The organism is Nocardioides sp. Root122 (assembly GCF_001425025.1).
In the GTDB taxonomy this organism is placed as follows: Bacteria; Actinomycetota; Actinomycetes; order Propionibacteriales; family Nocardioidaceae; genus Nocardioides.
The window spans coordinates 300,178-321,096 of record NZ_LMDE01000011.1 but is presented as its reverse complement, the minus strand read 5'-3'; the positions used below and the strand labels follow the sequence as shown (position 1 = coordinate 321,096).

General features: G+C 73.3%; 22 protein-coding genes. 15 read left to right on the top strand and 7 right to left on the bottom strand.

Going from position 1 to position 20,919, the window contains the following annotated elements:
* The first annotated feature begins 82 nt into the window (after positions 1-82).
* Both ASC64_RS14375 and ASC64_RS14370 read left to right on the top strand, forming a co-directional pair.
* Positions 83-3,313 (top strand): ATP-dependent helicase, encoded by a 3,231-nt coding sequence (locus tag ASC64_RS14375; RefSeq protein WP_056908214.1) that lies wholly within the window; start codon positions 83-85, stop codon positions 3,311-3,313.
* Positions 3,310-6,531 (top strand): UvrD-helicase domain-containing protein, encoded by a 3,222-nt coding sequence (locus ASC64_RS14370; protein WP_235563758.1) that lies wholly within the window; start codon positions 3,310-3,312, stop codon positions 6,529-6,531. Before ASC64_RS14375 ends, ASC64_RS14370 begins: the two co-directional genes overlap by 4 nt.
* A 43-nt stretch (positions 6,532-6,574) precedes the next feature.
* On the opposite strand, the gene deoD is transcribed toward ASC64_RS14370, so the two are convergent.
* Positions 6,575-7,285 (bottom strand): purine-nucleoside phosphorylase, encoded by a 711-nt coding sequence (gene deoD / locus ASC64_RS14365; RefSeq protein WP_056908213.1) that lies wholly within the window; start codon positions 7,283-7,285, stop codon positions 6,575-6,577.
* 53 nt (positions 7,286-7,338) lie between these two features.
* Between deoD and nudC the strand changes: the two genes are divergently transcribed.
* Positions 7,339-8,262, top strand: a complete 924-nt coding sequence (nudC, locus tag ASC64_RS14360; RefSeq protein WP_235563757.1) for an NAD(+) diphosphatase — start codon at positions 7,339-7,341, stop codon at positions 8,260-8,262.
* Between the two features lie 18 nt (positions 8,263-8,280).
* Here nudC and ASC64_RS14355 read toward each other — a convergent pair whose 3' ends face one another.
* Positions 8,281-8,754 (bottom strand): hypothetical protein, encoded by a 474-nt coding sequence (locus ASC64_RS14355; protein ID WP_056908212.1) that lies wholly within the window; start codon positions 8,752-8,754, stop codon positions 8,281-8,283.
* Positions 8,755-8,797: 43 nt separating this feature from the next.
* A complete protein-coding gene (locus tag ASC64_RS14350) occupies positions 8,798-9,049 on the bottom strand; it encodes a mycoredoxin (protein ID WP_056908211.1) in 252 nt (83 codons plus the stop codon).
* Between the two features lie 185 nt (positions 9,050-9,234).
* On the opposite strand from ASC64_RS14350, the gene ASC64_RS14345 reads away from it, so the two are divergent.
* From ASC64_RS14345 to ASC64_RS22545, 5 genes are all read left to right on the top strand, one after another.
* Complete coding sequence (locus ASC64_RS14345) at positions 9,235-11,313, top strand: ATP-dependent DNA helicase UvrD2 (protein WP_235563756.1); 2,079 nt, start codon at positions 9,235-9,237, stop codon at positions 11,311-11,313.
* Positions 11,314-11,432: 119 nt separating this feature from the next.
* Positions 11,433-11,615, top strand: coding sequence for a hypothetical protein (locus ASC64_RS14340; RefSeq protein WP_056908209.1), 183 nt, complete (start codon positions 11,433-11,435; stop codon positions 11,613-11,615).
* A gap of 122 nt (positions 11,616-11,737) precedes the next feature.
* Positions 11,738-12,088 carry a WhiB family transcriptional regulator gene (locus ASC64_RS14335; RefSeq protein WP_082550490.1) on the top strand — a complete coding sequence of 117 codons (351 nt, stop codon included), beginning with the start codon at positions 11,738-11,740 and terminating at the stop codon, positions 12,086-12,088.
* Between the two features lie 82 nt (positions 12,089-12,170).
* Positions 12,171-12,365, top strand: a complete 195-nt coding sequence (locus ASC64_RS14330) for a hypothetical protein (RefSeq protein WP_056908208.1) — start codon at positions 12,171-12,173, stop codon at positions 12,363-12,365.
* 265 nt (positions 12,366-12,630) lie between these two features.
* Positions 12,631-12,798: a hypothetical protein gene (locus tag ASC64_RS22545; RefSeq protein WP_200937770.1), complete on the top strand. Its 168-nt coding sequence runs from the start codon at positions 12,631-12,633 to the stop codon at positions 12,796-12,798.
* Between the two features lie 16 nt (positions 12,799-12,814).
* On the opposite strand, the gene ASC64_RS14325 is transcribed toward ASC64_RS22545, so the two are convergent.
* Positions 12,815-13,306 carry a hypothetical protein gene (locus ASC64_RS14325; RefSeq protein ID WP_056908207.1) on the bottom strand — a complete coding sequence of 164 codons (492 nt, stop codon included), beginning with the start codon at positions 13,304-13,306 and terminating at the stop codon, positions 12,815-12,817.
* A 115-nt stretch (positions 13,307-13,421) separates the two neighbouring features.
* Entirely contained in the window at positions 13,422-13,580 is a 159-nt protein-coding gene (locus ASC64_RS22540; protein ID WP_090969683.1) for a DUF5679 domain-containing protein, read from the bottom strand.
* A gap of 192 nt (positions 13,581-13,772) precedes the next feature.
* On the opposite strand from ASC64_RS22540, the gene ASC64_RS14320 reads away from it, so the two are divergent.
* The 3 genes from ASC64_RS14320 to ASC64_RS14310 all read left to right on the top strand — a co-directional run bounded on the left by ASC64_RS14320 (position 13,773) and on the right by ASC64_RS14310 (position 16,563).
* Positions 13,773-14,591, top strand: coding sequence for an enoyl-CoA hydratase/isomerase family protein (locus ASC64_RS14320; protein WP_056908206.1), 819 nt, complete (start codon positions 13,773-13,775; stop codon positions 14,589-14,591).
* Between the two features lie 296 nt (positions 14,592-14,887).
* On the top strand, positions 14,888-15,931 hold the full coding sequence (locus ASC64_RS14315; protein WP_056908420.1) for a PHP domain-containing protein: 1,044 nt from the start codon (positions 14,888-14,890) through the stop codon (positions 15,929-15,931).
* Positions 15,932-16,002: 71 nt separating this feature from the next.
* Positions 16,003-16,563, top strand: coding sequence for a M48 metallopeptidase family protein (locus tag ASC64_RS14310; RefSeq protein WP_056908205.1), 561 nt, complete (start codon positions 16,003-16,005; stop codon positions 16,561-16,563).
* On the opposite strand, the gene ASC64_RS14305 is transcribed toward ASC64_RS14310, so the two are convergent.
* Positions 16,560-17,108, bottom strand: a complete 549-nt coding sequence (locus ASC64_RS14305; protein ID WP_056908204.1) for an NUDIX hydrolase — start codon at positions 17,106-17,108, stop codon at positions 16,560-16,562. The genes ASC64_RS14310 and ASC64_RS14305 overlap by 4 nt on opposite strands.
* The gene (locus tag ASC64_RS14300; protein WP_056908203.1) at positions 17,105-18,436 is read right to left on the bottom strand and encodes a zinc-dependent metalloprotease; all 1,332 of its coding nucleotides are present in this window, start codon (positions 18,434-18,436) and stop codon (positions 17,105-17,107) included. The genes ASC64_RS14305 and ASC64_RS14300 overlap by 4 nt, the downstream gene beginning before the upstream one ends.
* A 61-nt stretch (positions 18,437-18,497) precedes the next feature.
* Between ASC64_RS14300 and ASC64_RS14295 the strand changes: the two genes are divergently transcribed.
* Genes ASC64_RS14295 through ASC64_RS14280 form a run of 4 tightly spaced genes read left to right on the top strand, consistent with a single transcriptional unit; the run spans position 18,498 to position 20,907 of the window.
* Positions 18,498-18,923, top strand: coding sequence for a molybdenum cofactor biosynthesis protein MoaE (locus ASC64_RS14295; RefSeq protein ID WP_056908202.1), 426 nt, complete (start codon positions 18,498-18,500; stop codon positions 18,921-18,923).
* A gap of 42 nt (positions 18,924-18,965) precedes the next feature.
* The gene (locus ASC64_RS14290) at positions 18,966-19,226 is read left to right on the top strand and encodes a hypothetical protein (RefSeq protein WP_056908201.1); all 261 of its coding nucleotides are present in this window, start codon (positions 18,966-18,968) and stop codon (positions 19,224-19,226) included.
* A 59-nt stretch (positions 19,227-19,285) separates the two neighbouring features.
* Complete coding sequence (locus tag ASC64_RS14285; protein WP_056908200.1) at positions 19,286-20,338, top strand: YlbL family protein; 1,053 nt, start codon at positions 19,286-19,288, stop codon at positions 20,336-20,338.
* A complete protein-coding gene (locus ASC64_RS14280) occupies positions 20,335-20,907 on the top strand; it encodes a PPA1309 family protein (RefSeq protein WP_056908199.1) in 573 nt (190 codons plus the stop codon). Before ASC64_RS14285 ends, ASC64_RS14280 begins: the two co-directional genes overlap by 4 nt.
* Positions 20,908-20,919: the final 12 nt, after the last annotated feature.

Here is a 20,919-nt window from a genome sequence, read left to right as displayed (position 1 = left end):
CGCCGAGGGGCCGCCCGCTCTGTCCACACCCCGTCCGCGGGGCCGGCGCCCGATTGTCGGTCCCGCGTGATGGGGTGTGTCCATGAGTGAGGCCACGCGCTACCGGTTGGTGCGCCCCGACCGCGAGGTCGCGGTGCCCGAGCTCGACGAGCACCAGCAGCGCGTGGTCGACCACGAGGGCGGTCCGCTGCTCGTCCTGGCCGGTCCCGGCACCGGCAAGACCACGACGCTCGTCGAGGCCATCGTCGACCGCATCGAGCACCGCGGCGCGTCGCCCGACTCGGTCCTCGCGCTCACCTTCTCCCGCAAGGCCGCCGAGCAGCTGCGCGACCGCGTGACGGCGCGGGTGGCGCGCACGACGTCCGCCGCGGCCTGCTCGACCTTCCACTCCTTCGCCTACGCACTCGTCCGCAAGTACGCACCCCACGAGCTCTACGAGGGCGCCATCCGGCTGCTGTCGGCCCCCGAGGCCGACGTGGTGCTGCGGGAGCTGCTGCGCGACAACCCCGAGTCGGTGGTGTGGCCCGAGCCGTTGCGGCGCGCGGTCGGCACCCGCGGGTTCGTCCGCGAGGTGCAGGCGGTGCTCTCGCGGGCTCGCGAGAAGGGGCTCGATCCCGCCGGCCTGCGGGGGCTGGGCATCGAGCACGACCTGCCCGAGCTGGTCGCTGCCGGGCTGTTCCTCGAGCAGTACCTCACCGTCCTCGACAGCCTCGGTGCCACCGACTACGCCGACCTGATCCGGCGCGCGGTCATCGAGGCCGAGGCCCACCGCGACGAGCTGCGCGCCCGTTACGACCACGTCTTCGTGGACGAATACCAGGACACCGACCCCGGCCAGGTCGCCCTGCTCCGCGCGCTGGCCGGCGACGGCCGCAACCTCACCGTCGTCGGCGACCCGCACCAGTCGATCTACGGCTTCCGCGGGGCCGACGTGCGCGGCATCCTCGACTTCCCGGCCAGCTTCCCGGCCGCGACCGGCGCTCCGGCCCCGGTGGTCGTCCTGCGCCGCACCCGGCGCTTCGGCCCACGCATCCTGCTGGCCGCCGGCCGCGTCGCCTCCCGCCTGACCCTGACCGGCAGCATCGAGGCCGGTGCCCGCGAGGCGTTCCTCGCGCCGGAGGCCGTCCCCGGGCCTCAGGGCCCGGGCCGCGTCGAGGTCGTCACCTACGACACCGAGCGCGCCGAGGCCGAGCGCCTCGCCGACCTGCTGCGTCGCGCGCACCTCGAGGACGGCATCGCCTGGGACCGGATGGCCGTCCTGGTCCGCTCGGGTCGCACGAGCATCCCGCCGCTGCGACGCGCGCTCGCCGCTGCCGGCGTCCCGGTCGAGGTGGCCTCCGACGACCTGCCCCTGGTCCGCGACCCGGCGGTCCCGCCGCTGCTCGACGGGCTGCGGGCCGTGGTCAACCTCGACAACGACGACCCCGACTCTCCCGACTTCCTCGACGCAGGCCGGATCGAGTCGCTGCTCCTGTCGCCGCTCGGCGGCCTCGACGCCTCCGACCTGCGCGCCCTGGTGCGTCGCCTGCGCCAGCGCGAGAAGGAGCAGGCCGACCCCGCAGCGCGCCGCACCTCACGCGACCTGGTGCGCCTCGCGGTCGTCTCCCCGGGCTTCCTCGACGGCCTCGAGGGCCCCGACGTCGAGCGTGCCCGCGCGTTGGCCACGCTCCTGCGTGACGGCGCCACGATGCTGGCGGACCGTGCCGGCGTCGAGGACGTGCTCTGGCACCTCTGGTCGACCACCTCGTGGCCGACCCGGCTCCGGCGCCAGGTCGACGCCGGCGGCGCCTCCGCCCGGCGCGCCCACCGCGACCTCGACGCGGTGGTCGCCCTCTTCGAGCTGGCGGCCCGGGCCGTCGATCAGCGCGACCACGTCGGGGTGGCCACCTTCTTCGCCAGCCTCGTCGCCCAGCAGCTGCCGGCCGACACCTTGGCCGAGCGGGGCGTGCGCGGCTCCGCGGTCCGGCTGCTCACCGCCCACCGCTCCAAGGGGCTGGAGTGGGACCTCGTCGTGGTCGCCCACGTGCAGCAGGAGGGCTGGCCCGACCTCCGCAGGCGGGCGACGCTCCTGGGCGCCGACCGCATCGGGGTGGACGCCTCCGGGCAGCCCGACCTCGTCCCGCCGGTCTCGTCCCGGGCGCTGCTGATGGAGGAGCGACGTCTCTTCTACGTCGCCTGCACGCGCGCGCGACGTCGCCTGGTGGTGTGCGCGGTGCGCTCGCCCGACGACGACGGCGAGCAGCCCTCGCGCTTCCTCGAGGAGCTCGGCGTGACGATCGAGCACCAGGACGGCCGCCCGCCGCGCCCGCTGTCCCTCGGGGGACTGGTGGCCGAGCTGCGGCGCACCGCCGCCGACCCCGACGTCTCGACGCCGTTGCGCGAGGCGGCCGCGCGCCGGCTCGCCGCCCTGGCCGCCGAGGAGGTCGACGGGCGCCAGCTGGTGCCGGCGGCGGACCCCGCCACCTGGTGGGGCACGCGCAGCGCGACCCGCTCGGTCCTCCCGATCCGCGACCCCGACGGGCCGGTGCCGATCTCGGCGAGCATGCTCGAGTCGATCTTGCTGTGTCCGGCCCAGTGGTTCTTCGAGCGCGAGGCGGGTGGCGTCTCGGCGGTCCACCAGTCCGCCAACCTCGGCCAGGTGCTCCACGCCCTCGCCGAGCGCGTGGTCCGTGGCGACCTCCCGCCCGAGGTCGAGCCGCTGATGGCCGAGGTCGAGGCGATCTGGGACCGTCTCGCCTTCCGCACGCCCTGGTCGCGGCAGCGCGAGCTGGCGCGGATCCGCAAGGCGGTGGCGAGGTTCGTGCAGTGGCACCTCGCCAACCCACGCACCGTCCTGGGCGCGGAGACCCGCTTCCGCTCCGTCGTCGACCTCGACGGCCGCCCGGTGGCGCTCACCGGCTATGCCGACCGCCTCGAGATCGACGACGACGGCCGGGTCGTGGTGGTCGACTTCAAGAGCGCCCGCATCCCACCGACCGGACCGGCTGTGGCCGGCAACCTCCAGCTCGCCCTCTACCAGTACGCCGTCGACGCCGGCGCCCTCGACGAGGAGGCGGGCCGGCCCGTGGTCTCCGGCGGCGCCGAGCTGGTCCAGCTCGGCATCGACGACGACTCCGCGACCGCCAAGGTGCAGGCGCAGCCGCCCCACGGCGAGGACGGTCCCGAGCGCACGGTGCTACGTGCCGGCCTGGCCCGCGCGGCCGAGCTGGTGCGCGCCGAGACCTTCCCCGCGACCGCGGGCCCGCACTGCCGCGACTGCGCGTTCGTGGCCATCTGCCCGGCCCGGGGCGCAGGGAGCGTGACCGTCCAGTGAGCGAGCACCCCCGCGAGCCCGTGCGCCTCGAGACCCCCGAGGACCTCCGCGCCCTCATGGGTGCCACCCACGCCCCGAGCGACGAGCAGTGGGCCGCGATCACCTCACCGCTGCGCCCGACCGTCGTCGTCGCCGGCGCGGGCAGCGGCAAGACCACGCTCATGGCCCAGCGGGTGGTCTGGCTGGTCGCGACCGGCAAGGTGCGCCCCGAGGAGGTGCTCGGCCTGACGTTCACCACCAAGGCCGCCGCTGAGCTGCGCCAGCGGGTCACCTCGGCGCTGGGCAACGCCGGGCTCCTCGACCGCTCGGTCGTCGTGGAGGGCGAGGACGTCCTCGAGCCCACCGTCGCCACCTACCACGCCTACGCCGCCACCCTGCTGACCGACCACGGCCTCCGGATCGGCCACGAGCCCGACACCCGGGTCGTCTCCGACGCCTCGCGCTACCAGCTCGGTGCGCGGGTCATCGACCGGTTCACCGGCCACATCGAGCTGCTGACCGACCACCCGGCCACGGCCATCCAGAACCTCCTCGCTCTCGACGGCGCGATGAGCGAGCACCTCGTCGACGAGGACGACGTGCGCCGCGTCGACGCGGAGGCGCGGCGCGGCTTCCAACGCGCCATCGACGAGGAGCAGGCGGGCAAGGCCCGCAAGACCTACCTCGAGCCCCCGGCGAAGGCGATCCACGCGATCGACCGGCGTGCCGAGCTGCTCCAGCTCGTGTCTGGCTACCGCCGCCTCAAGGCCGACCTGGGCCTGATGGACTTCGGCGACCAGATCGCGCTCGCCGCGCGCCTGGTCGAGGACCAGCCCGAGGTCGGCGTCCTCGAGCGGTCGCGGTTCAAGGTCGTCCTCCTGGATGAATACCAGGACACCTCCGTCGCCCAGGCGACGATGCTGGCGCGCCTGTTCTCCGGTCCCGACGCCGGCCACGGGCTCGGCCACCCGGTGATGGCCGTCGGCGACCCCAACCAGGCGATCTACGGCTGGCGGGGGGCCTCGGTGTCCAACATCCTCAACTTCGCCGAGACCTTCCCGGCCGCCGACGGCGAGCCCGGCCGGCTGCCGCTCACCGTCAACCGGCGCTCCGACCGCAGGATCCTCGACGTCGCCAACCTGCTGGCGGCGCCGCTGCTCGAGACCTACGGCGACAAGGTGGCGCGACTGCGTCCGGCCGAGATCGCCGCGGACGGCCACGTCGAGACCCACGTCTTCGAGCGGGCCGCCGACGAGCTGGCCTGGCTCTCCGCGGAGGTCACCGCGGTCCACGCCGCCGGCACCGACTGGTCCGACATCGGCGTGCTGAGCCGCGACAACGCGCAGGCCGAGGAGGTCTACGACGCCCTCACCGCTGCCGGCGTCCCGGTCGAGATCGTCGGGCTCTCCGGCCTGATCCGGCTGCCCGAGGTGGCCGAGGTGGTCGCCACCCTCACGCTGCTGCACGACGTCACCGCCAACTCCTCGATGCTGACCCTGCTCACCGGGCCACGCTGGGCGATCGGGCCCCGCGACCTGCGGCTGCTCGCGCTGCGTGCCGCGGAGGTCGCCGGCGTACGCACGCGGGCGGAGGCGGCGACGATCGCCGACCAGCTGCTCCAGATCGCCGACGGCATCGACGCGGCCGAGATGCCCGCGCTCAGCGACGCCGTCGAGTCACCGGGTGAGGCGGCGTACTCCTCGGAGGCGCTCGACCGGTTCGCCCTCCTCGCCACCGAGCTGCGCCGGCTCCGCACCCACGTCGGCGACCCGCTCCTCGACCTGGTCCGCCGGATCATCGACACCACGGGCGTCGACGTCGAGCTGGCCTCGGCCACGTCGCCGGCCGCCGCCGCGCGCCGCGACAACCTCGACCTGTTCGTCAAGGCCGTCGCGGAGTTCCAGAGCGTCGACGGCGACGTCACCCTGCCCGCGCTGCTGGCCTACCTCACCGCCGAGGACGACCAGGGCAACGGGCTCGACGTCGCCACGCCCACCGCCGCCGACTCGGTCAAGCTGCTCACCGTCCACCGCGCGAAGGGCCTGGAGTGGTCGTCGGTGTTCTGCGTGGGAGTGGGGGAGACCCGGTTCCCCAGCAACCGCTCGCGCACCCTGTGGACGTCCTCGCCGGCCGTCCTGCCCGCGCCCCTGCGCGGCGACCGCGTCGACCAGCCGCAGCTCGCCGGCCACGACAAGGCCGCCCTCGACGCCTACCGCGCGGCGACCCGTGCCCACGACGCGGAGGAGGAGCTGCGCCTGGGCTACGTCGCCTACACCCGCGCCGCCCACCACCTCGCCGTGACGTCCTACGTCTGGGGCCAGCGCTCGACGCCCTTCGGGCCCTCCGACTACCAACGCACCGTGCGCGACCAGCTCCAGGAGTGGGGACAGGCGGTCGAGCGCTGGCTGGAGAGGCCGCAGGGCAAGACCCCCAACCCCAACGACGACGTCGACCCCTCGCGACCGTGGCCGGTGCCCGGTCCCGGCGAGGAGGCGCGACGGCGCCTGGCCGCCGCCGAGCTGGTCCGCACCGTCGACCGCACGGCGCCCGACGAGGGCCTCGACATGGTGGAGGCGGCGCGGGTCGCGGAGTGGGACGACGACCTGGTCCAGCTGCTCACCGAGGCCCGGGCCGAGCGGGCCACCTCGGTCGACCTGCCGCTGCCCAGCAGCCTGTCCGCCACGTCCGTGGCCCGCCTGCGCGACGACCCGGAGGGCTTCGCCCGCGACCTGGCCCGTCCGATGCCGCGCCCGCCGGCGCCGGCGGCCCGCTTCGGCACGGCGTTCCACGCCTGGGTCGAGGAGCGCTTCGGCCAGCAGGCGCTGATCGAGCCCGACGAGCTGCCCGGCCGCGCGGATGCCGGCATCGACGACGAGGCCGACCTCGGCGACGTCGTGAAGCGCTTCGAGGACGGCCCCTTCGCCGACCGGGTCCCGCACGCCGTGGAGGCGCCCTTCGCCCTGGTGCTGGGCGGGCAGGTGGTCCGCGGGCGCATCGACGCGGTCTACGCCGAGCCCGCTGAGTCGGGGGGCGGCTACCTCGTCGTCGACTGGAAGACCGGACGCCACGAGACCTCCGACCCGCTCCAGCTCGCCCTCTACCGGGTGGCCTGGTCCGAGCTCACGGGCGCTCCGCTGGAGCAGGTGCGCGCGGTCTTCCACTACGTCCGCTCCGGGCGCACGGTCGCGCCCGACGACCTGCCCGACCGCGCCGGCCTCGAGAGGCTCCTCGAGATCTGACGCCTGACTCGCGCAGGGCTCAGCGCAGGGCTCAGCGCAGGGCTCAGCGCAGGGCGGCGGTGAGGGCGATCTCGACCATCTCGCCGAAGGTCTGCTCGCGCTCCTGCGAGGTGGTCTCCTCACCGGTGGCGATGTGGTCGGAGACGGTGCAGATCGCCAACGCGCGGCGGCCGTGCTTGGCGGCGAGCGTGTAGAGCGCGCTCGCCTCCATCTCCACGCCCAGCACGCCGTACTTCACCATCTCGGCGAGCAGCTCGGGCCGGGCGGGGTAGAAGGAGTCGCTGGAGAAGATCAGGCCCACGTGGAAGGGCGAGCCCGCCTCGCGGGCCTCGGCGGCCTCGACCGCGCCGCGGAGCAGGCCGAAGTCGGCGACGGGTGCGTAGTCGATGCCGTGGAACGCGATCCGGTTCATCGAGGAGTCGGTGCAGGCACCCGAGGCGATGATGACGTCGCGGATCCCGACGTCCTCGGTCACCGCACCGCAGGAGCCGACGCGCACGATCGACTGCACGTCGTAGTCGGTGAAGAGCTCGTTGACGTAGATCGACATCGACGGCTGTCCCATGCCGGAGCCCTGGACGGAGACCGGGTGCCCGTTCCAGGTGCCGGTGAAGCCGTACATCCCGCGCACCTCGCTGTAGCAGCGCGCGTCGTCGAGGAAGGTCTCCGCGATCCACCTGGCCCGCAATGGGTCGCCGGGGAGGAGGACGGTCGGGGCGATGTCGCCGGGCTGGGCGCCGATGTGGGTGCTCACGGGGGCAGAGGTTACCGACCGGCCGTCGTCGGGCCACCGACTAGCGTGGCAGCGTGACCGACGACCGCACCCTTCCGCACGTGGCCCTGTCCCGGCACGCCCACAACCGGATGGGCCTGCGGCGCACCGACGCCGCGTGGCTCGCCGAGGTGCAGCGCGACCCCGCGACGCGTGTCCTGGTCGTGGCAGGCAACCGGCTGCGTCCCCTCGACGGGGAGATCCGCTGGACGACGCCCGCTGAGGCACCGGAGGGCCGGCTCGTGCTGCTCGGCTCCCGGGACGAGGTCGTGCACCTGGCGGTGATCGTGGCGCCGGACGACGCGCCCGGCGACCCCGATGACTGGGTGCCGCTGCGCAACGTGCTCGGCCTGCTCGCCGACGGCGCCGCCGAGCAGGCGCCGTTGCTGATGCACGCCATCGGGCTGGCCGAGTGGCACCACGCCACCCGCCACTGCCCGCGGTGCGGCGGGGCGCTCGAGAGCCGCGCCGCCGGTCACGAGCTGCGGTGCACGCAGTGCGACCGCCCGCAGTTCCCGCGCACGGACCCGGCGGTGATCATGGCGATCACCCACGGCGAGGGGGACGACGAGGCGATCCTGCTCGGCCGCAACCGGGCCTGGCCCGTCGGACGCTGGTCCACGCTCGCGGGCTTCTGCGAGCCGGGGGAGACCCTGGAGGACGCCGTACGCCGTGAGGTGGACGAGGAGGTCGGCGTGACGGTCGGCGAGGTGTCCTACTTCGGCAGCCAGCCGTGGCCGCTGCCGGCGAGCCTGATGCTCGGCTTCACCGGGCGGGCGCTCACCACGGAGATCGACGTCGACGGCGCGGAGATCGAGGAGGCGCGCTGGTGGACGCGTCGGCAGTTCGAGGAGGCCGCGCGCTCGGGCGAGCTGGTCGTGCCCCGCGGGGTCTCGATCTCGTCCTCGCTCATCGAGAGCTGGTTCGGACGCCCGCTCGACGGACCCGGCTGGGGCTGAGCCCGCCGGGTCGCGCCGTCAGTCGCAGGTGTCGCAGATTCCGGTGGCCGGCAGCGCGATGTAGCAGCGGGGGCAGAGGTTGACCGGCTTGTCCGTGGCCGCGACGCGGGTCGGACGCGGGGTTCCCGTGCTGCGCGTCGACCGCGAGCCGGACGACGTCGAGCCCGACGACGTGCGCGGGGTGCGGGCACGGGTGCCCGGCACGCGCTCGCTGGGCGGCGAGTCGTCGCGGACGTCGAACCCCAGGCGCACGAGGGCCTTGCTGGCGCCGGCCGCCCCGCCGGGGATGTCCTGCGGGGCGAGCGTGCGGCCGGTGGCGAGGCCGTGGGCGATGCCCGCGATCGCCGCGGCGTCGTACTCCTTGCCGTGGTGGAGCAGCACGTGGGTCGACACACCACCGCGGACCAGCATGTAGTTGGCCCCGCCCGCTGCGTCCCACGTGTCCAGCGCGGTCAGGACGTGGTCTCGATCGATCGAGTTCAGCAGTGACACGACGTCAGGTTATCCCCGGACGGCGTCCGGCCGCGGGCCAGCCTCATGAAAGGGCCGCGAGCCTGTCCTTGACCTGCGCCACGGAGGGGTTGGTCAGCGTGCTGCCGTCGGCGAACAGCAGCGTCGGCACCGTCTGGTTGCCGCCGTTGGCCTGCTCGACGGTGAACGCGGCGTCCGGCACCTGCTCGATGTCGACCAGGTCGAAGGCGATGCCCTCGCGGTCGAGCTGGCTCTTCAGGCGGTGGCAGTAACCGCACCAGGGCGTGGTGAACATGGTGAACTTGCTCTCGGACATGTCCCGCACAACGACGACCCGCCCGTGGGCATTCCCGCGCCGGCGCCGGGGTCGCCGACCTCACACCGGCCGCCCGCTCCGGCCTCTCCACAGGTACGCCGACCGGGCCGGGGCCGCTGTCGGCAGCGGCGTCTAGGGTGGCGCTCGCCCGCCCAGTCACCCCCGAAGTCCCGCAGGAGCCGACGTTGCTCGAAGCGCTCGATCCCGAGCAGCGACAGGTCGCCGAGGCGCTCCGTGGCCCGGTCCGGGTCCTGGCCGGTGCCGGCACCGGCAAGACCCGGGCGATCACCCACCGGATCGCGCACGGCGTCGCGACGGGGCTCTATGCGCCGACCGAGGTGCTCGCCCTGTCGTTCACCACCCGCGCCGCGGGCGAGATGCGCGAGCGGCTGCGGGCGCTCGGCGCTCCCGGCGTCCAGGCCCGCACGTTCCACTCCGCGGCCCTGCGGCAGCTGCGCTTCTTCTGGCCCCGCGTGCACAACCGCGACCTGCCCGAGCTGACCGAGTCCAAGCTGGCGATGCTCGCGCTGGCCGCCCGCCGGCAGCGGCTCGGCGTCGACCAGGCGACGCTGCGCGACCTCGCGAGCGAGATCGAGTGGGCCAAGGTCTCCAACGTCGCCCCCGACACCTATGCCGCCGTCGCCGCCTCCCGCGGTCGTGCCGTCTCCGGCCTCGACCCTGCCGTGGTCGCCCGGGCCTTCGACTCCTACGAGGAGGTCAAGCGCAACCAGGGCCGGATGGACATGGAGGACGTGCTGCTCTTCGCAGCCGGCCTGCTCGCCGACAACGAGGCCGTGGCCGCGCAGGTCCGCCGGCAGTACAAGTGGTTCGTCGTCGACGAGTTCCAGGACGTCTCGCCCCTCCAGCACGCCCTGCTCGACCTCTGGCTCGGCGGCCGTGACGAGCTGTGCGTCGTGGGCGACCCGTCGCAGACGATCTACTCCTTCGCCGGTGCCGACGCGCGCTACCTCCGCGACTTCACCCAGCGGTTCCCCGGCGCCACCAGCGTCGAGCTCGTCCGCAACTACCGCTCCACGCCCGAGGTCGTCGCCGCCGCCAACAGGTTGCTCGCGGGCACGGCCAGCAAGGGCGTCGACCTCGTCGCCCAGCGCCCGGCAGGTCCGGCGATCACCTTCCGTGAGTCGCCCGACGAGGTCGCGGAGGCCGACGCGGTGGCCGACCGGGTGGCAGGCCTCCGCGCCTCCGGCACGCCGGCGAGCCGGATGGCCGTGCTGCTCCGCATCAACGCCCAGTCCGAGCGCTTCGAGGAGGCGCTCGCCGCGCGCGGCATCCCCTACGTCATCCGCGGCGCCGCCCGCTTCTTCGACCGGGGAGAGGTCCGGCAGGCGATCACCCTGGTCCGGGGGGCCGCGCGCAGCGGCGGTGCCGGCGGTCCCGTCGCCGACGCCGTGCTGGCGGTGCTCTCCCAGATGGGTCACTCGACGCAGCCGCCCGAGGGCAGGGGAGAGGTCCGCAACCGCTGGGAGTCTCTGCAGGCCCTCGTCGACCTGGCCGCCGACTTCGGCCGCGAGCGTCCCGACGCCGACCTCGGCGCGTTCGTCGACGACCTCGACCGGCGCGCCGGTGAGCAGCACGCCCCTGTCGCCGACGCGGTCACCGTCTCCACGATCCACTCGGCCAAGGGCCTGGAGTGGGACGCCGTCTTCGTTGCCGGCATGCACGAGAAGATGATGCCGATCGCCCAGGCGTCGACCCCCGCGGAGGTCGAGGAGGAGCGGCGCCTGCTCTACGTCGCGATGACGCGGGCCCGCGACGAGCTCGCCGTCTCGTGGGCCACCGCCCGTGAGCCCGGCGGGCGCGCCACGCGCGGGAGCTCGCCGTTCCTGGCGCCCCTGCTCGACGGCGTGCCCGGCGTCTCCGGGCAGCGGCGCGAGCGCACCCGGCGCAACCGCGCCGCGATGCACTGCCGCGAGTGCGGACGGGCGCTGTCCACCGCGCACGAGAAGAAGACCGGTCGCTGCGCGGACTGCCCCGCCTCCTACGACGAGGCGCTGTTCGAGCGGCTGCGGGAGTGGCGCTTGGCCCGGTCCTCGGCCGACAGCGTGCCGGCCTTCGTGGTCTTCACCGACGCCACCCTCCAGCTCATCGCCGAGCACGTCCCGAAGGACAGCGCGGGGCTGCGAGCGATCAGCGGCGTGGGGCCCGGCAAGCTCACCAAGTACGGCGACCAGGTGCTCGCCGTGGTGGCCGGGACCCCCGTCCAGGAAGCCCTCGGATCGACGTCCGAAGAAAATTCTGAGTAATACCCATTAAATCGTTTGCCCCTGACGACGGTCAGGGTCTAGCGTTCCTCTCACAACAACCCCGCGCATGGGATCGCTGACAACGATCCGCGCCCGATGCCCTGAAGGAGGTGGCCCCCATGGAGAACTACACGAAGACGATGACGGCTTGGACGCCGTCCTTCGGCATGTCCACCCTCGGCCGCCCCTGCGCGCACCTGCGCGCCTTCGGCGCTGCTGTGGTGGCCGTCCAGGGCGACGCCGCCATCGTTCGCATCAAGGGCGATTTCCCGGGTTCTCCCGCCTGGAGTCCGTCGAGCTAGGTCATCACCTCGCACCGGCAGCCTCCAGGCCGCGGAACCCACCCAGGGATCCGCGGCCTTTCTGTTTGTCCCACCGAGTTTTCCCAAACCCGCGATCAGGTCAACGAGTAGGAGGTGAACACATGACCATCAGCGTTCTCGACCGCAATCGAGCTGCCGACGCACGCCAGCTGGAGCCCCAGGCCCCGCTCGGCGCCCTGCACGACGCAGCTGCCGGAGTGGATGAGGAGTTGCTGCCCTGCCGCGTCAACGACGCAGAGCTGTGGTTTGCCGAGTCCCCCGCGGACGTGGAGCACGCCAAGGCCCTCTGCACCGACTGCCCCGTGCAGGCGCTGTGCCTCGACGGAGCCCTCGAACGGCGTGAGCCGTGGGGCGTCTGGGGAGGCGAGCTCTTCCTCCAGGGCGTGGTGATCCCGCGCAAGCGGCCGCGAGGCCGGCCCCGCAAGTCCGACCAGACCTTCCAGGTCGCCTAGGTCGGGCAGCTCCCAGAAGGACGGGGCAGCCTCAGGCGCCACCGCTCAACCACCTCCGAGGAAACACAGGAAATACACCTCAATGAAGACCTACCGAAACGGAAGCACCGACATGAATCTCATGAATGAAGAACTCGCACGCGCGCAAATGTCCGCGCGCCTGGGAGAGGCGCATGAACTGCGGCGTGGTCACCACCTGACCATGGCCCGTCGCATGAGCCGCAAGGCCGAGCAGGCCGCGCAGCAGGCGCGTCTCGCCCTCGCTCGCTCGATCTGACGACGAAGTTTCCTCGGAAACGCTCTCGCCCTGATCGCGGGTGAGCACCGCACGAGCCGGTACGACGTCACCGTGACGTCGTACCGGCTCGTCTCGATTTCGACGCGCCGTCTCCCTCACCACGCAGTGACCTCCTGCGTCGGTCCCGGCTAGGCTCGTCTGGATTTCGACGCGCCGTCGTCACCTCGCACGCTCGGTGACGGGCTTGCTCAATCTCCCTCGCCACGCCGTGACCTCCTGCGTCGGTCCCGGCTAGGCTCGTGACATGGTCGAGCTGGTCACCTGCGCCTTCTGCGGCACCCAGGCCCCGGAGGGCGAGACCCTCACCTGGACGACCGCCGTGGAGAACGGGCGACGCCGAGCGTTCTGCGACGCCTGCTCGCGCGAGCACCTCCGCGCGATGGAGAGCAAGCTCGACAGCGAGTGGTGGTGACCGGCGGGGCACCGCCTCACACCGTGTCGAACCAGGCGCACCCGCAGTAGGGGTGGCGCTCCCACCGTCGCTGGTGCGGCAGCGGCTCGTGGTCGTGGCGCCACGAGGTGAGCCACGTGCTCGGCGTCTCGCTGCGTGCCCAGGCCCCGAGCTCGCGCGCCACGACCCCGGCTGCCACCGCCAACAGCGGACGGACGAGGGGTGGCGCCGGGCTGCGGCTGCCGTCGTCGAGGACGGCGGCGGCCACGCACCGGGCACACGGCCCGACACCCGGGGCCACCCACGGCCCCACCTCGACCGCCTGGGGGCGCACTCCGACGAGCACGTGGGGGAGCGAGGCGACCGTCCAGTCGTCGACGGTCGCCGACACCAGCCGCCCGGGCGCGACGGCGATCCCGACCGGAGCGCCGGCGTCGGGGGACACGCCCGCCGCGAGGAGGGCGGCCCTCACCGGCCCCGCCCACTCCTCGGGGCAGTCGAGCTGGGCGCGCAGCGGGACGTCGTACATGCCGCACACGCTGCCACCGGCCGGCACGGACCGAGACGTCCTCCACAGCCGGAAATGCAGAGCGGCGGCGCCACCCGCAGGTGTCGCCGCCGCTGTCAGCTCAAGGGGTGAAGGGTCACGCCTTGCCGAGGATGCGGTTCAGGTTGGTACCGCAGACCGGGCACACGCCCTTGGCCATCTTGGTGCCCTTGTCGTTGACCTTGATCTCGCCCTCCGCCTCGCGCTTCTCCTTGCACTTGACGCAGTAGAACTCACCGCTCCAGGTCTCCGCCATGACGGCCTCCTTGCTTGTTTCTCTTGGTCGTCGCGACGGGGTTGCTCGTGGGGGAAGCCCGCCGGGGAGCTCGAGCGGCTGCCCGTGCTCCGTCGCCGACACTACGCCACGCGTGGCCCACGCTCACGCACCACACGCGCTGAGCGTGAAACCGCCTGATTCCACGCTCAGCGGCATCAGTACCCTCAGGCCATGTCCGAGCACCTGTCAGAGCCCCCGTCCGACCTCTCCCACCTGCGTCTCGAGCGCCCCTCCGAGGGCGTCGTCCTGCTGACCCTCGACAACCCCGACATGCGCAACGCGATGAGCGACGAGATGACCTCGTCGTGGGTCCGGGCGATCGACGCGCTCGCCGTCGACCCCACCGTGCGGGTCGTGGTGGTGACGGGCGCGGGCAGCGCGTTCTGCTCGGGCGGCAACACCTCGTGGATCGCCAGCGAGCCCGACGCGAGCGTCGACCACCTGCGCGCGCGGATGATGCCGTTCTACCGGGCCTGGCTCTCGATCCGTCGCCTCGAGGTGCCGACCATCGCCGCGGTCAACGGGCACGCGATCGGCGCCGGGCTGTGCCTGGCCCTGGCCTGCGACATCCGCTACGCCGCGGCCGGCGCCAAGCTGGGCCTGCCGTTCAACAAGCTCGGGATGCACGCGGGCATGGCGGGCACCTACCTGCTGCCCAACGTGGTCGGACCCGCCCACGCCCGAGACCTGCTGCTCACCGGTCGCGTGGTGGAGGCCGACGAGGCGTTGCGGCTCGGCCTGGTCTCCCGCGTCGTGGAGGGTGACGCCTTCCTCGACGACGTGCTCGCCACCGCGTCCGAGGTGGCGGCGACCGCTCCGATCGCGGCACGGCTGACCAAGATCGCGCTCGCCGACGGTGGCCACGCCGACTTCGAGTCGGCACTGCAGTGGGAGGCGCTGGCCCAGCCGATGACGCTCGCCACCGCCGACCTGCAGGAGGGGATCGCGGCTGCGAAGGAGAAGCGCGCGCCGCAGTTCCGGGGTCGCTGAGCAGCACCAGGGAAGGAGGGCCCCGCGACCTTCGACGTCTGCCTTCCCCAGCTGGCGTCGAGGAGCCGCGGGGCCCTTCTGCGGCGCAACGCTAGGGATCCGGTGCCGCACGGTCAACGGGTCCACGTCCACTCCTGTGGACAGGGCTGTGGATGCCGTGTGCACGGAGGCCCCGGGATGGTGGAGGGTGGGGCCGTCGAAGGGGAGGGGCCTGTGGGCGACACGCCCGGCGCGGTCGCCGTACTGTGCGGGTGACCTGCGCGTTCGCCAGGCCCGGGCCTGTGGAGGGGAAGAAGTTGACGCAGAACGGCGAGTCCGACCGCGGTCCGGTGGCCACGCTGCGCCGGATCGCGTTCCTCATGGAGCGCCAGCGCGAGGAGAGCCGCCGGATCGAGGCCTTCCGCAAGGCCGCGCGCACGATCCTGCCGCTGCCCGAGGAGGACGTACGCCGGCGTGCCGAGGCGGGCACGCTCACCGAGCTCCCGGGCATCGGTCCGAGCACCGCGGCGGTGATCACCGACGCGTGCCACGGCGTGGTCCCCGAGCGGCTGGTCGCCCTCGAGAAGACCGCGGGACCGCTGGCCACCGGTGGGGAGGACCTGCGCGCCCGGCTGCGCGGTGACCTGCACTCCCACTCCGACTGGTCCGACGGCGGGTCGCCGCTCGAGGAGATGGCCATGACGGCCATGGAGCTCGGGCACGACTACCTCGTGCTCACCGACCACAGCCCCCGGCTGCGCGTGGCCAACGGACTCAGCGCCGAACGGCTCACCCGCCAGCTCGGGGTCGTGGACGCGGTCAACGAGCACCTCGACGGCCGCTTCACGCTGCTCAAGGGCATCGAGGTCGACATCCTCGACGACGGCTCGCTGGACCAGACCCCCGAGATGCTGGGCCAGCTCGACGTCCGGGTGGCGTCGGTGCACTCCAAGCTCAAGATGGATCCCGAGCCGATGACGCGACGGATGGTCGGTGCGGTGCGCAACCCGCACACCAACGTCCTGGGGCACTGCACCGGACGGCTCGTGACGGGCAACCGCGGCGTCCGCCCGCAGAGCCGGTTCGACGCGAAGGCCGTGTTCACCGCCTGCGCCGAGGAGGGCGTGGCGGTGGAGATCAACTCCCGTCCCGAGCGGCGCGACCCGCCGACCAAGCTGCTCCAGCTCGCCCGCGACCTGGGCTGCGTGTTCTCCATCGACTCCGACGCGCACGCGCCGGGACAGCTCGACATGCTCGACTACGGCGCCGCCCGGGCCACCGAGGCGGGCATCGATCCGGACCGGATCGTCAACACCTGGCCCCGCGACCGGCTCCTCGCGTGGGCGTCCGCCCGGCTCTGAGCGTGCTGCTCCGCCCCGTGCCCCCGCGCGTACGACGTACGGGCGTGGGTGGCGACGGCTAGGTTCGAGCCATGAGCCAGTCCACGGGGGCCGCGCCCGAGGTGGAGGTGCGCCGTTCGCGCCGCCGCCGGCGCACGGTCTCGGCCTACCGCGACGGTGACCGGATCGTGGTGCTGATCCCGGCGACGATGAGCAAGCGCGACGAGGCGACCTGGGTGGCTGACATGGTGGCCCGGGTCCAGCGGCAGGAGCGGCGCAAGGTGCGCTCCGACGACGACCTCGTGGCACGGGCCAGCAAGCTCAACGACCTCTACCTCGGGGGGATGGCCGTCCCGTCGTCCGTGCGGTGGGTGACCAACCAGAACGCCCGCTGGGGCTCGTGCACCCCCGGCGACCGCACCATCCGGCTGAGCGACCGGCTGCAGCAGATGCCGGCCTGGGTCGTCGACTACGTCCTCGTGCACGAGCTGGCCCACCTGATCGAGGCCGGGCACACGCCGGCGTTCTGGGCCTGGGTCGACCGCTATCCCCGCGCGGACAAGGCCAAGGGCTACCTCGAGGGCTACTCGGCCGCGGCGCGTCTCGAGCCCCCGCCCGGGGGAGACGTCGACGGCGACGAGGGCGAGGTCTAGCCCCGCACCCGGGCGAGCGCCGCGTCGATGAGCGCGTACATGTCGTCGAAGGTGGGGGGCAGGGCGTCGACCGGCCACCACCGCACGTCGATCGACTCGTCGCTGGCGACGTAGGTGCCGGCAGGGTCGGCGACGGCCAGGAACCGGACGTCGAGGTGCTGGACGGTCCCGCGCTCGGAGCAGAACTCCACCGCGTGCGCGTCGAGGCAGAGCGGGTCGTGGTCGAGCTGGAAGTCGGTCAGCCCGGACTCCTCCAGCAGCTCGCGCCGCGCGCCCGCTGACAGCGAGTGGTCCTCGGGCTCGAGGTGACCGCCGAAGGCCAGCCACGCGTCGGCCTTGCGGTGGTGGTTGAGCAGCACCCGGTCACCGTCGGGGGAGACCACGATCGCGCCGGCCGTGAGGTGCTCGGGGAAGCACGACTTGGCCAGGCCGTCCTCGTGCGCCGCGAGGTGGGCCAGGAAGCGAGCCTTGTGCTCGGCCTGCTCGGGCGACGGCGGGGTCCAGATCGTGAGGGTCGCGACGGCGCTGGCGTGCAGACCACTCACTCGGCGGGCCGCGCGTCGTCGCCGCCGTCGAGCAGGTCACGCAGGCCGGCGTCGAACTCGTCGTCCGAGAGCTGCTCCGGGGCGACCGAGTCCTCGCGGAAGCCCAGCGGGTCGTCGAGGTCGGCCGCGGTGGGGAGCAGCGCGGGGGACATCCACACGCCGTCGCGGGCCTCGGTGCCCTGACGGGTGCGCAGCGAGCCCCACAGCGTCGAGGCGTCGCGCAGCCGTCGGGGCCGCAGCTCGAGTCCGACGAGGGTGGCGAAGGTCTGCTCGGCCGGCCCGCCCGCGGCGCGGCGACGGCGTACGGTCTCCTGCAGCTTGGCGGCAGCCGGCATCCGCTCGGCCGTGGCCTGGCTGACGACCTCGTCGACCCAGCCCTCGACCAGCGCCAGGGTGACCTCGAGCTTCTCCAGCGCGGCCTTCTGGGCCGCGGACGGCTCGGGGTCGAAGAGCCCGCCCGCGAGCGCGTCCTGCATGGCTGCCGGGTTGGTCATGTCGATGTCGGCGAGCTTGGCCTCCATGCCGGAGGTGTCGAAGTCCATGCCCGCGCCGTACTCGGCCACCGCACTGATCAGGTGGTCACGCAGCCACGGCACGCCCGCGAACAGGCGCTGGTGGGCGGCCTCGCGCAGCGCGAGGTAGAGCAGCACGTCGTCGGTGGACACGTCGGGCAGCTCCTCGGCGAAGGCCGCGACGTTGGTCGGCAGCAGGGCCGCCTTGCCGATCGGTCCGAGGGGCAGGCCGATGTCGGAGGCGCTGAGCACGTCGCCGGCGAGAGCGCCGAGGCCGCCGCCCACCTGGGAGGCCACCATCGCGCCGCTCGCCTTGCCGAGCATCGCCATGAGGGGACCGGCGAGCTGGCGCATCTCCTCGGGCATCGCCTGTCCGAGGGCTGAGGTGGCGGAGCCGGCGATCGGCTCGACGAGCACCTTCCACACGTCGATGGTCTCCACGATCCACTCCGCACGCGACCAGGCCGCGGTGGTGGAGACGCCGGACGGGAACTCGGTCGTCGTGTCGAGCCAGTGGTCGGCGAGGCGTACGGCATCGGCGACCGCGCCGGACTGGAGCGGGCTCACGGCCGGGTCGGGCTCCTGGGCAGCGGTCTTGCGCGCGATGTCGACGACGGTGTCCCAGTTGACCGGGCCGTCGTGCGGAGCGAACAGCGACTGCATCTGCGCCATCAGCGCGTTGAGGTCGGGCATGCCGCCGCCGGCGCCGAAACCGCCCATCTGCGAGAAGATCTGCTCGAAGGGCGTGCCCTTGAACGGGTTGTCGTCGTCGCGGCCCTGACCAGACGAACCGGGGCCGCCGGGGGTGTCACTCATGGCTCCACGGTACCCACCGGGCCCAGACCCGGCACGGGCGTACGGGCCTAGACTCGGGCCCGTGACCGACCCTGTGCGACTCGTGGCCATCCGCGACACCCCGCTCGACGTGGCCGAGGTCGTCGACGCCCTGGGCGACGAGGGTGCGGGTGGGTTGACCCTCTTCATCGGTCAGGTGCGCGACCACGACGGCGGCAAGGGCGTGACCGCGCTCGACTACTCCGCCCACCCGACGGCGCTCGCGCGGCTCGAGGACGTGTGCCGCCGGGTCGCGCAGGACCACGACGTACGCGGTGTGGCCGCGGTCCACCGGGTCGGCGAGCTGCGGATCGGCGACCTCGCGGTCGTCGTGGCGACCACGGCCGCGCACCGCGGCGACGCGTTCGCGGCCTCGCGGGACCTGATCGACACCCTCAAGGCCGAGGTGCCGATCTGGAAGCACCAGGTCTTCGACGACCGGACCGAGGAGTGGGTCGGCACGCCGTAGGGCGTCCCGGCGGCAGGCCCGCTGCGCACCTAGGCTCGGGGCGTGGAGATCCTGCTCTGGCTCGTGCCGGCCGCCGTGGTGACGGTCGTGGCCATGCTGTGGGTGGGGTGGGCCGGCCGCGACGGACGCCGCGAGGTCGACCGCGACGTGGCTGCCCAGCGGCTCGGCAAGGCGCTCGCCAAGGAGCTCCCGGCCGGCACGCGTCGGCCCGCGGCGCCGGCGCGCGACCGCAGCACGGGCATCGCGGTGCGGCCGAGCAACGCCGGCCCTGCGCGGCACGGCGACGACCGTCGCGCGTCGTAGAGGCCGTCCGGTGTCGGCTGGTGGTCGCGCGGTTGTGGGCATTTGAGAGAGTTGCGCCCATGAGTCAGCGGACCAGGGCGGGGCTGCTCGCGCTGTGCCTGCTGGCCGTGCTGTGGGGGACCGCTGCGTTCGCGCCGCTGCCCTACGTCACGTACTACCCCGGCCCGACCGTCGACATACTCGCCGCACCCGACGGTGCCGAGACCGTGAAGGTCACCGGCCACCGGGCGTACTACGACGACGGGGAGCTGCGGATGACCACGGTCTACGTCAGCCAGCCCGAGGACGACGTCTCGTTGCCCGAGCTGCTGCGGGCCTACTTCGACCCCGACGCCGCGGTCTGGCCGCGCTCCTCGATCTACGCCCCCGACGAGACCGACGAGTCCAGCGACCGCGAGTCCGCGGTCGCCATGGTCTCCTCCCAGGACACGGCCGTGGCCGCCGCGCTCACCGAGCTCGGCGAGAAGATCGACCCGGTCGTCGAGGTCCAGGACGTCACCCCCTCGCTGCCCGCCGACGGCAAGCTCGAGGTGCGCGACGTGCTGCTCGAGGTGGGCGGCACGCCGATCACGGAGGCGCAGGACGTCGTCGACGCGGTCGACGCGGCCGAGGTGGGCAAGCCGCTCGCGTTCGTCGTACGCCGTGACGGTGAGAAGCGGACCGTCGAGGTGACGCCGCGCGAGGTCGACGGCGACAAGCGCATCGGCATCACCCCGGGCGTGGGCTTCGACTTCCCGTTCCGGGTCAGCGTCGACATCTCCGACAACATCGGCGGCCCGAGCGCGGGCCTGATGATGTCGCTGGCCATCTTCGACACGCTGACGCCGGGCTCCATGACCGGCGGCGAGGAGATCGCCGGCACCGGCACCATCACCCCGTCCGGGGAGGTGGGGCCGATCGGCGGCATCCAGCAGAAGATCGCGGCCGCGCGCGACGCCGGGGCGCAGCTGTTCTTCGTGCCCGCCGACAACTGCGACGCGATCGGCGGCGTCGACACCGGCGACATGCGCCTGGCCAGGGCGACGACCATGCACAAGGCGGTCCAGACACTTGCCGACTGGGTCGCCGACCACGACACCGAGCTCCCGACCTGCGAGGACACCGCGTCATGACCGACGACCCGACCGCCACCCAAGCCCTGCCCGAGGACCCCGCGCTGGCGACAGCCGTGCTGGAGATCGAGGCGCACGTGGCTGCTGACGGATGGGACCAGCCGGCCCGGTTGTACGCCCTCGTCGACACCGCCGAGCTGGTGGCGCAGGAGCCTGCGCTCGCCGCGATGATGTCGATCGACGGCCCGGGCGACGACGGGTCGCTCACCCCCATCGAGCAGGACGGCCTGCCGCCCGGCCAGGAGCTGGAGGACGCCCTCCACTCGATCGCCTGGCCCGAGACCGTCGCCGGGTGCGCCGCGGTGATCGAGCGGCTGGTGCTGCCCCCCGACGTCGACGACGACATCCCCGACGACCCGGCGGCCGCCGAGCTGTTCGCCCGCGAGCACCCGGACCGGCAGGAGGTCCGGATGGTGGCCGGCGTGACCCGCGCGGGGGCGTCGTACTGCGCCCTCCGGCTCCGCGCCCACGACGACGAGATGTCGGTGGTCAACGGCACCGAGCTGGTGCCCGGGCTCCTCGAGCTTCTTCACGCGACACTGCACGACACCCCGACCGAGAACACCTGAGCAGGGACCCGG

Coding starts and splice junctions, on each gene's coding strand:
- ASC64_RS14375 (WP_056908214.1), top strand. CDS start 83: ATGAGTGAGGCCACGCGCTACCGGTTGGTGCGCCCCGACCGCGAGGTC.
- ASC64_RS14350 (WP_056908211.1), bottom strand. CDS start 9,049: ATGTCCGAGAGCAAGTTCACCATGTTCACCACGCCCTGGTGCGGTTAC.
- ASC64_RS14340 (WP_056908209.1), top strand. CDS start 11,433: ATGGAGAACTACACGAAGACGATGACGGCTTGGACGCCGTCCTTCGGC.
- ASC64_RS14335 (WP_082550490.1), top strand. CDS start 11,738: ATGACCATCAGCGTTCTCGACCGCAATCGAGCTGCCGACGCACGCCAG.
- ASC64_RS14330 (WP_056908208.1), top strand. CDS start 12,171: ATGAAGACCTACCGAAACGGAAGCACCGACATGAATCTCATGAATGAA.
- ASC64_RS22545 (WP_200937770.1), top strand. CDS start 12,631: ATGGTCGAGCTGGTCACCTGCGCCTTCTGCGGCACCCAGGCCCCGGAG.
- ASC64_RS14325 (WP_056908207.1), bottom strand. CDS start 13,306: ATGTACGACGTCCCGCTGCGCGCCCAGCTCGACTGCCCCGAGGAGTGG.
- ASC64_RS22540 (WP_090969683.1), bottom strand. CDS start 13,580: ATGGCGGAGACCTGGAGCGGTGAGTTCTACTGCGTCAAGTGCAAGGAG.
- ASC64_RS14320 (WP_056908206.1), top strand. CDS start 13,773: ATGTCCGAGCACCTGTCAGAGCCCCCGTCCGACCTCTCCCACCTGCGT.
- ASC64_RS14310 (WP_056908205.1), top strand. CDS start 16,003: ATGAGCCAGTCCACGGGGGCCGCGCCCGAGGTGGAGGTGCGCCGTTCG.
- ASC64_RS14300 (WP_056908203.1), bottom strand. CDS start 18,436: ATGAGTGACACCCCCGGCGGCCCCGGTTCGTCTGGTCAGGGCCGCGAC.
- ASC64_RS14285 (WP_056908200.1), top strand. CDS start 19,286: ATGAGTCAGCGGACCAGGGCGGGGCTGCTCGCGCTGTGCCTGCTGGCC.
- ASC64_RS14280 (WP_056908199.1), top strand. CDS start 20,335: ATGACCGACGACCCGACCGCCACCCAAGCCCTGCCCGAGGACCCCGCG.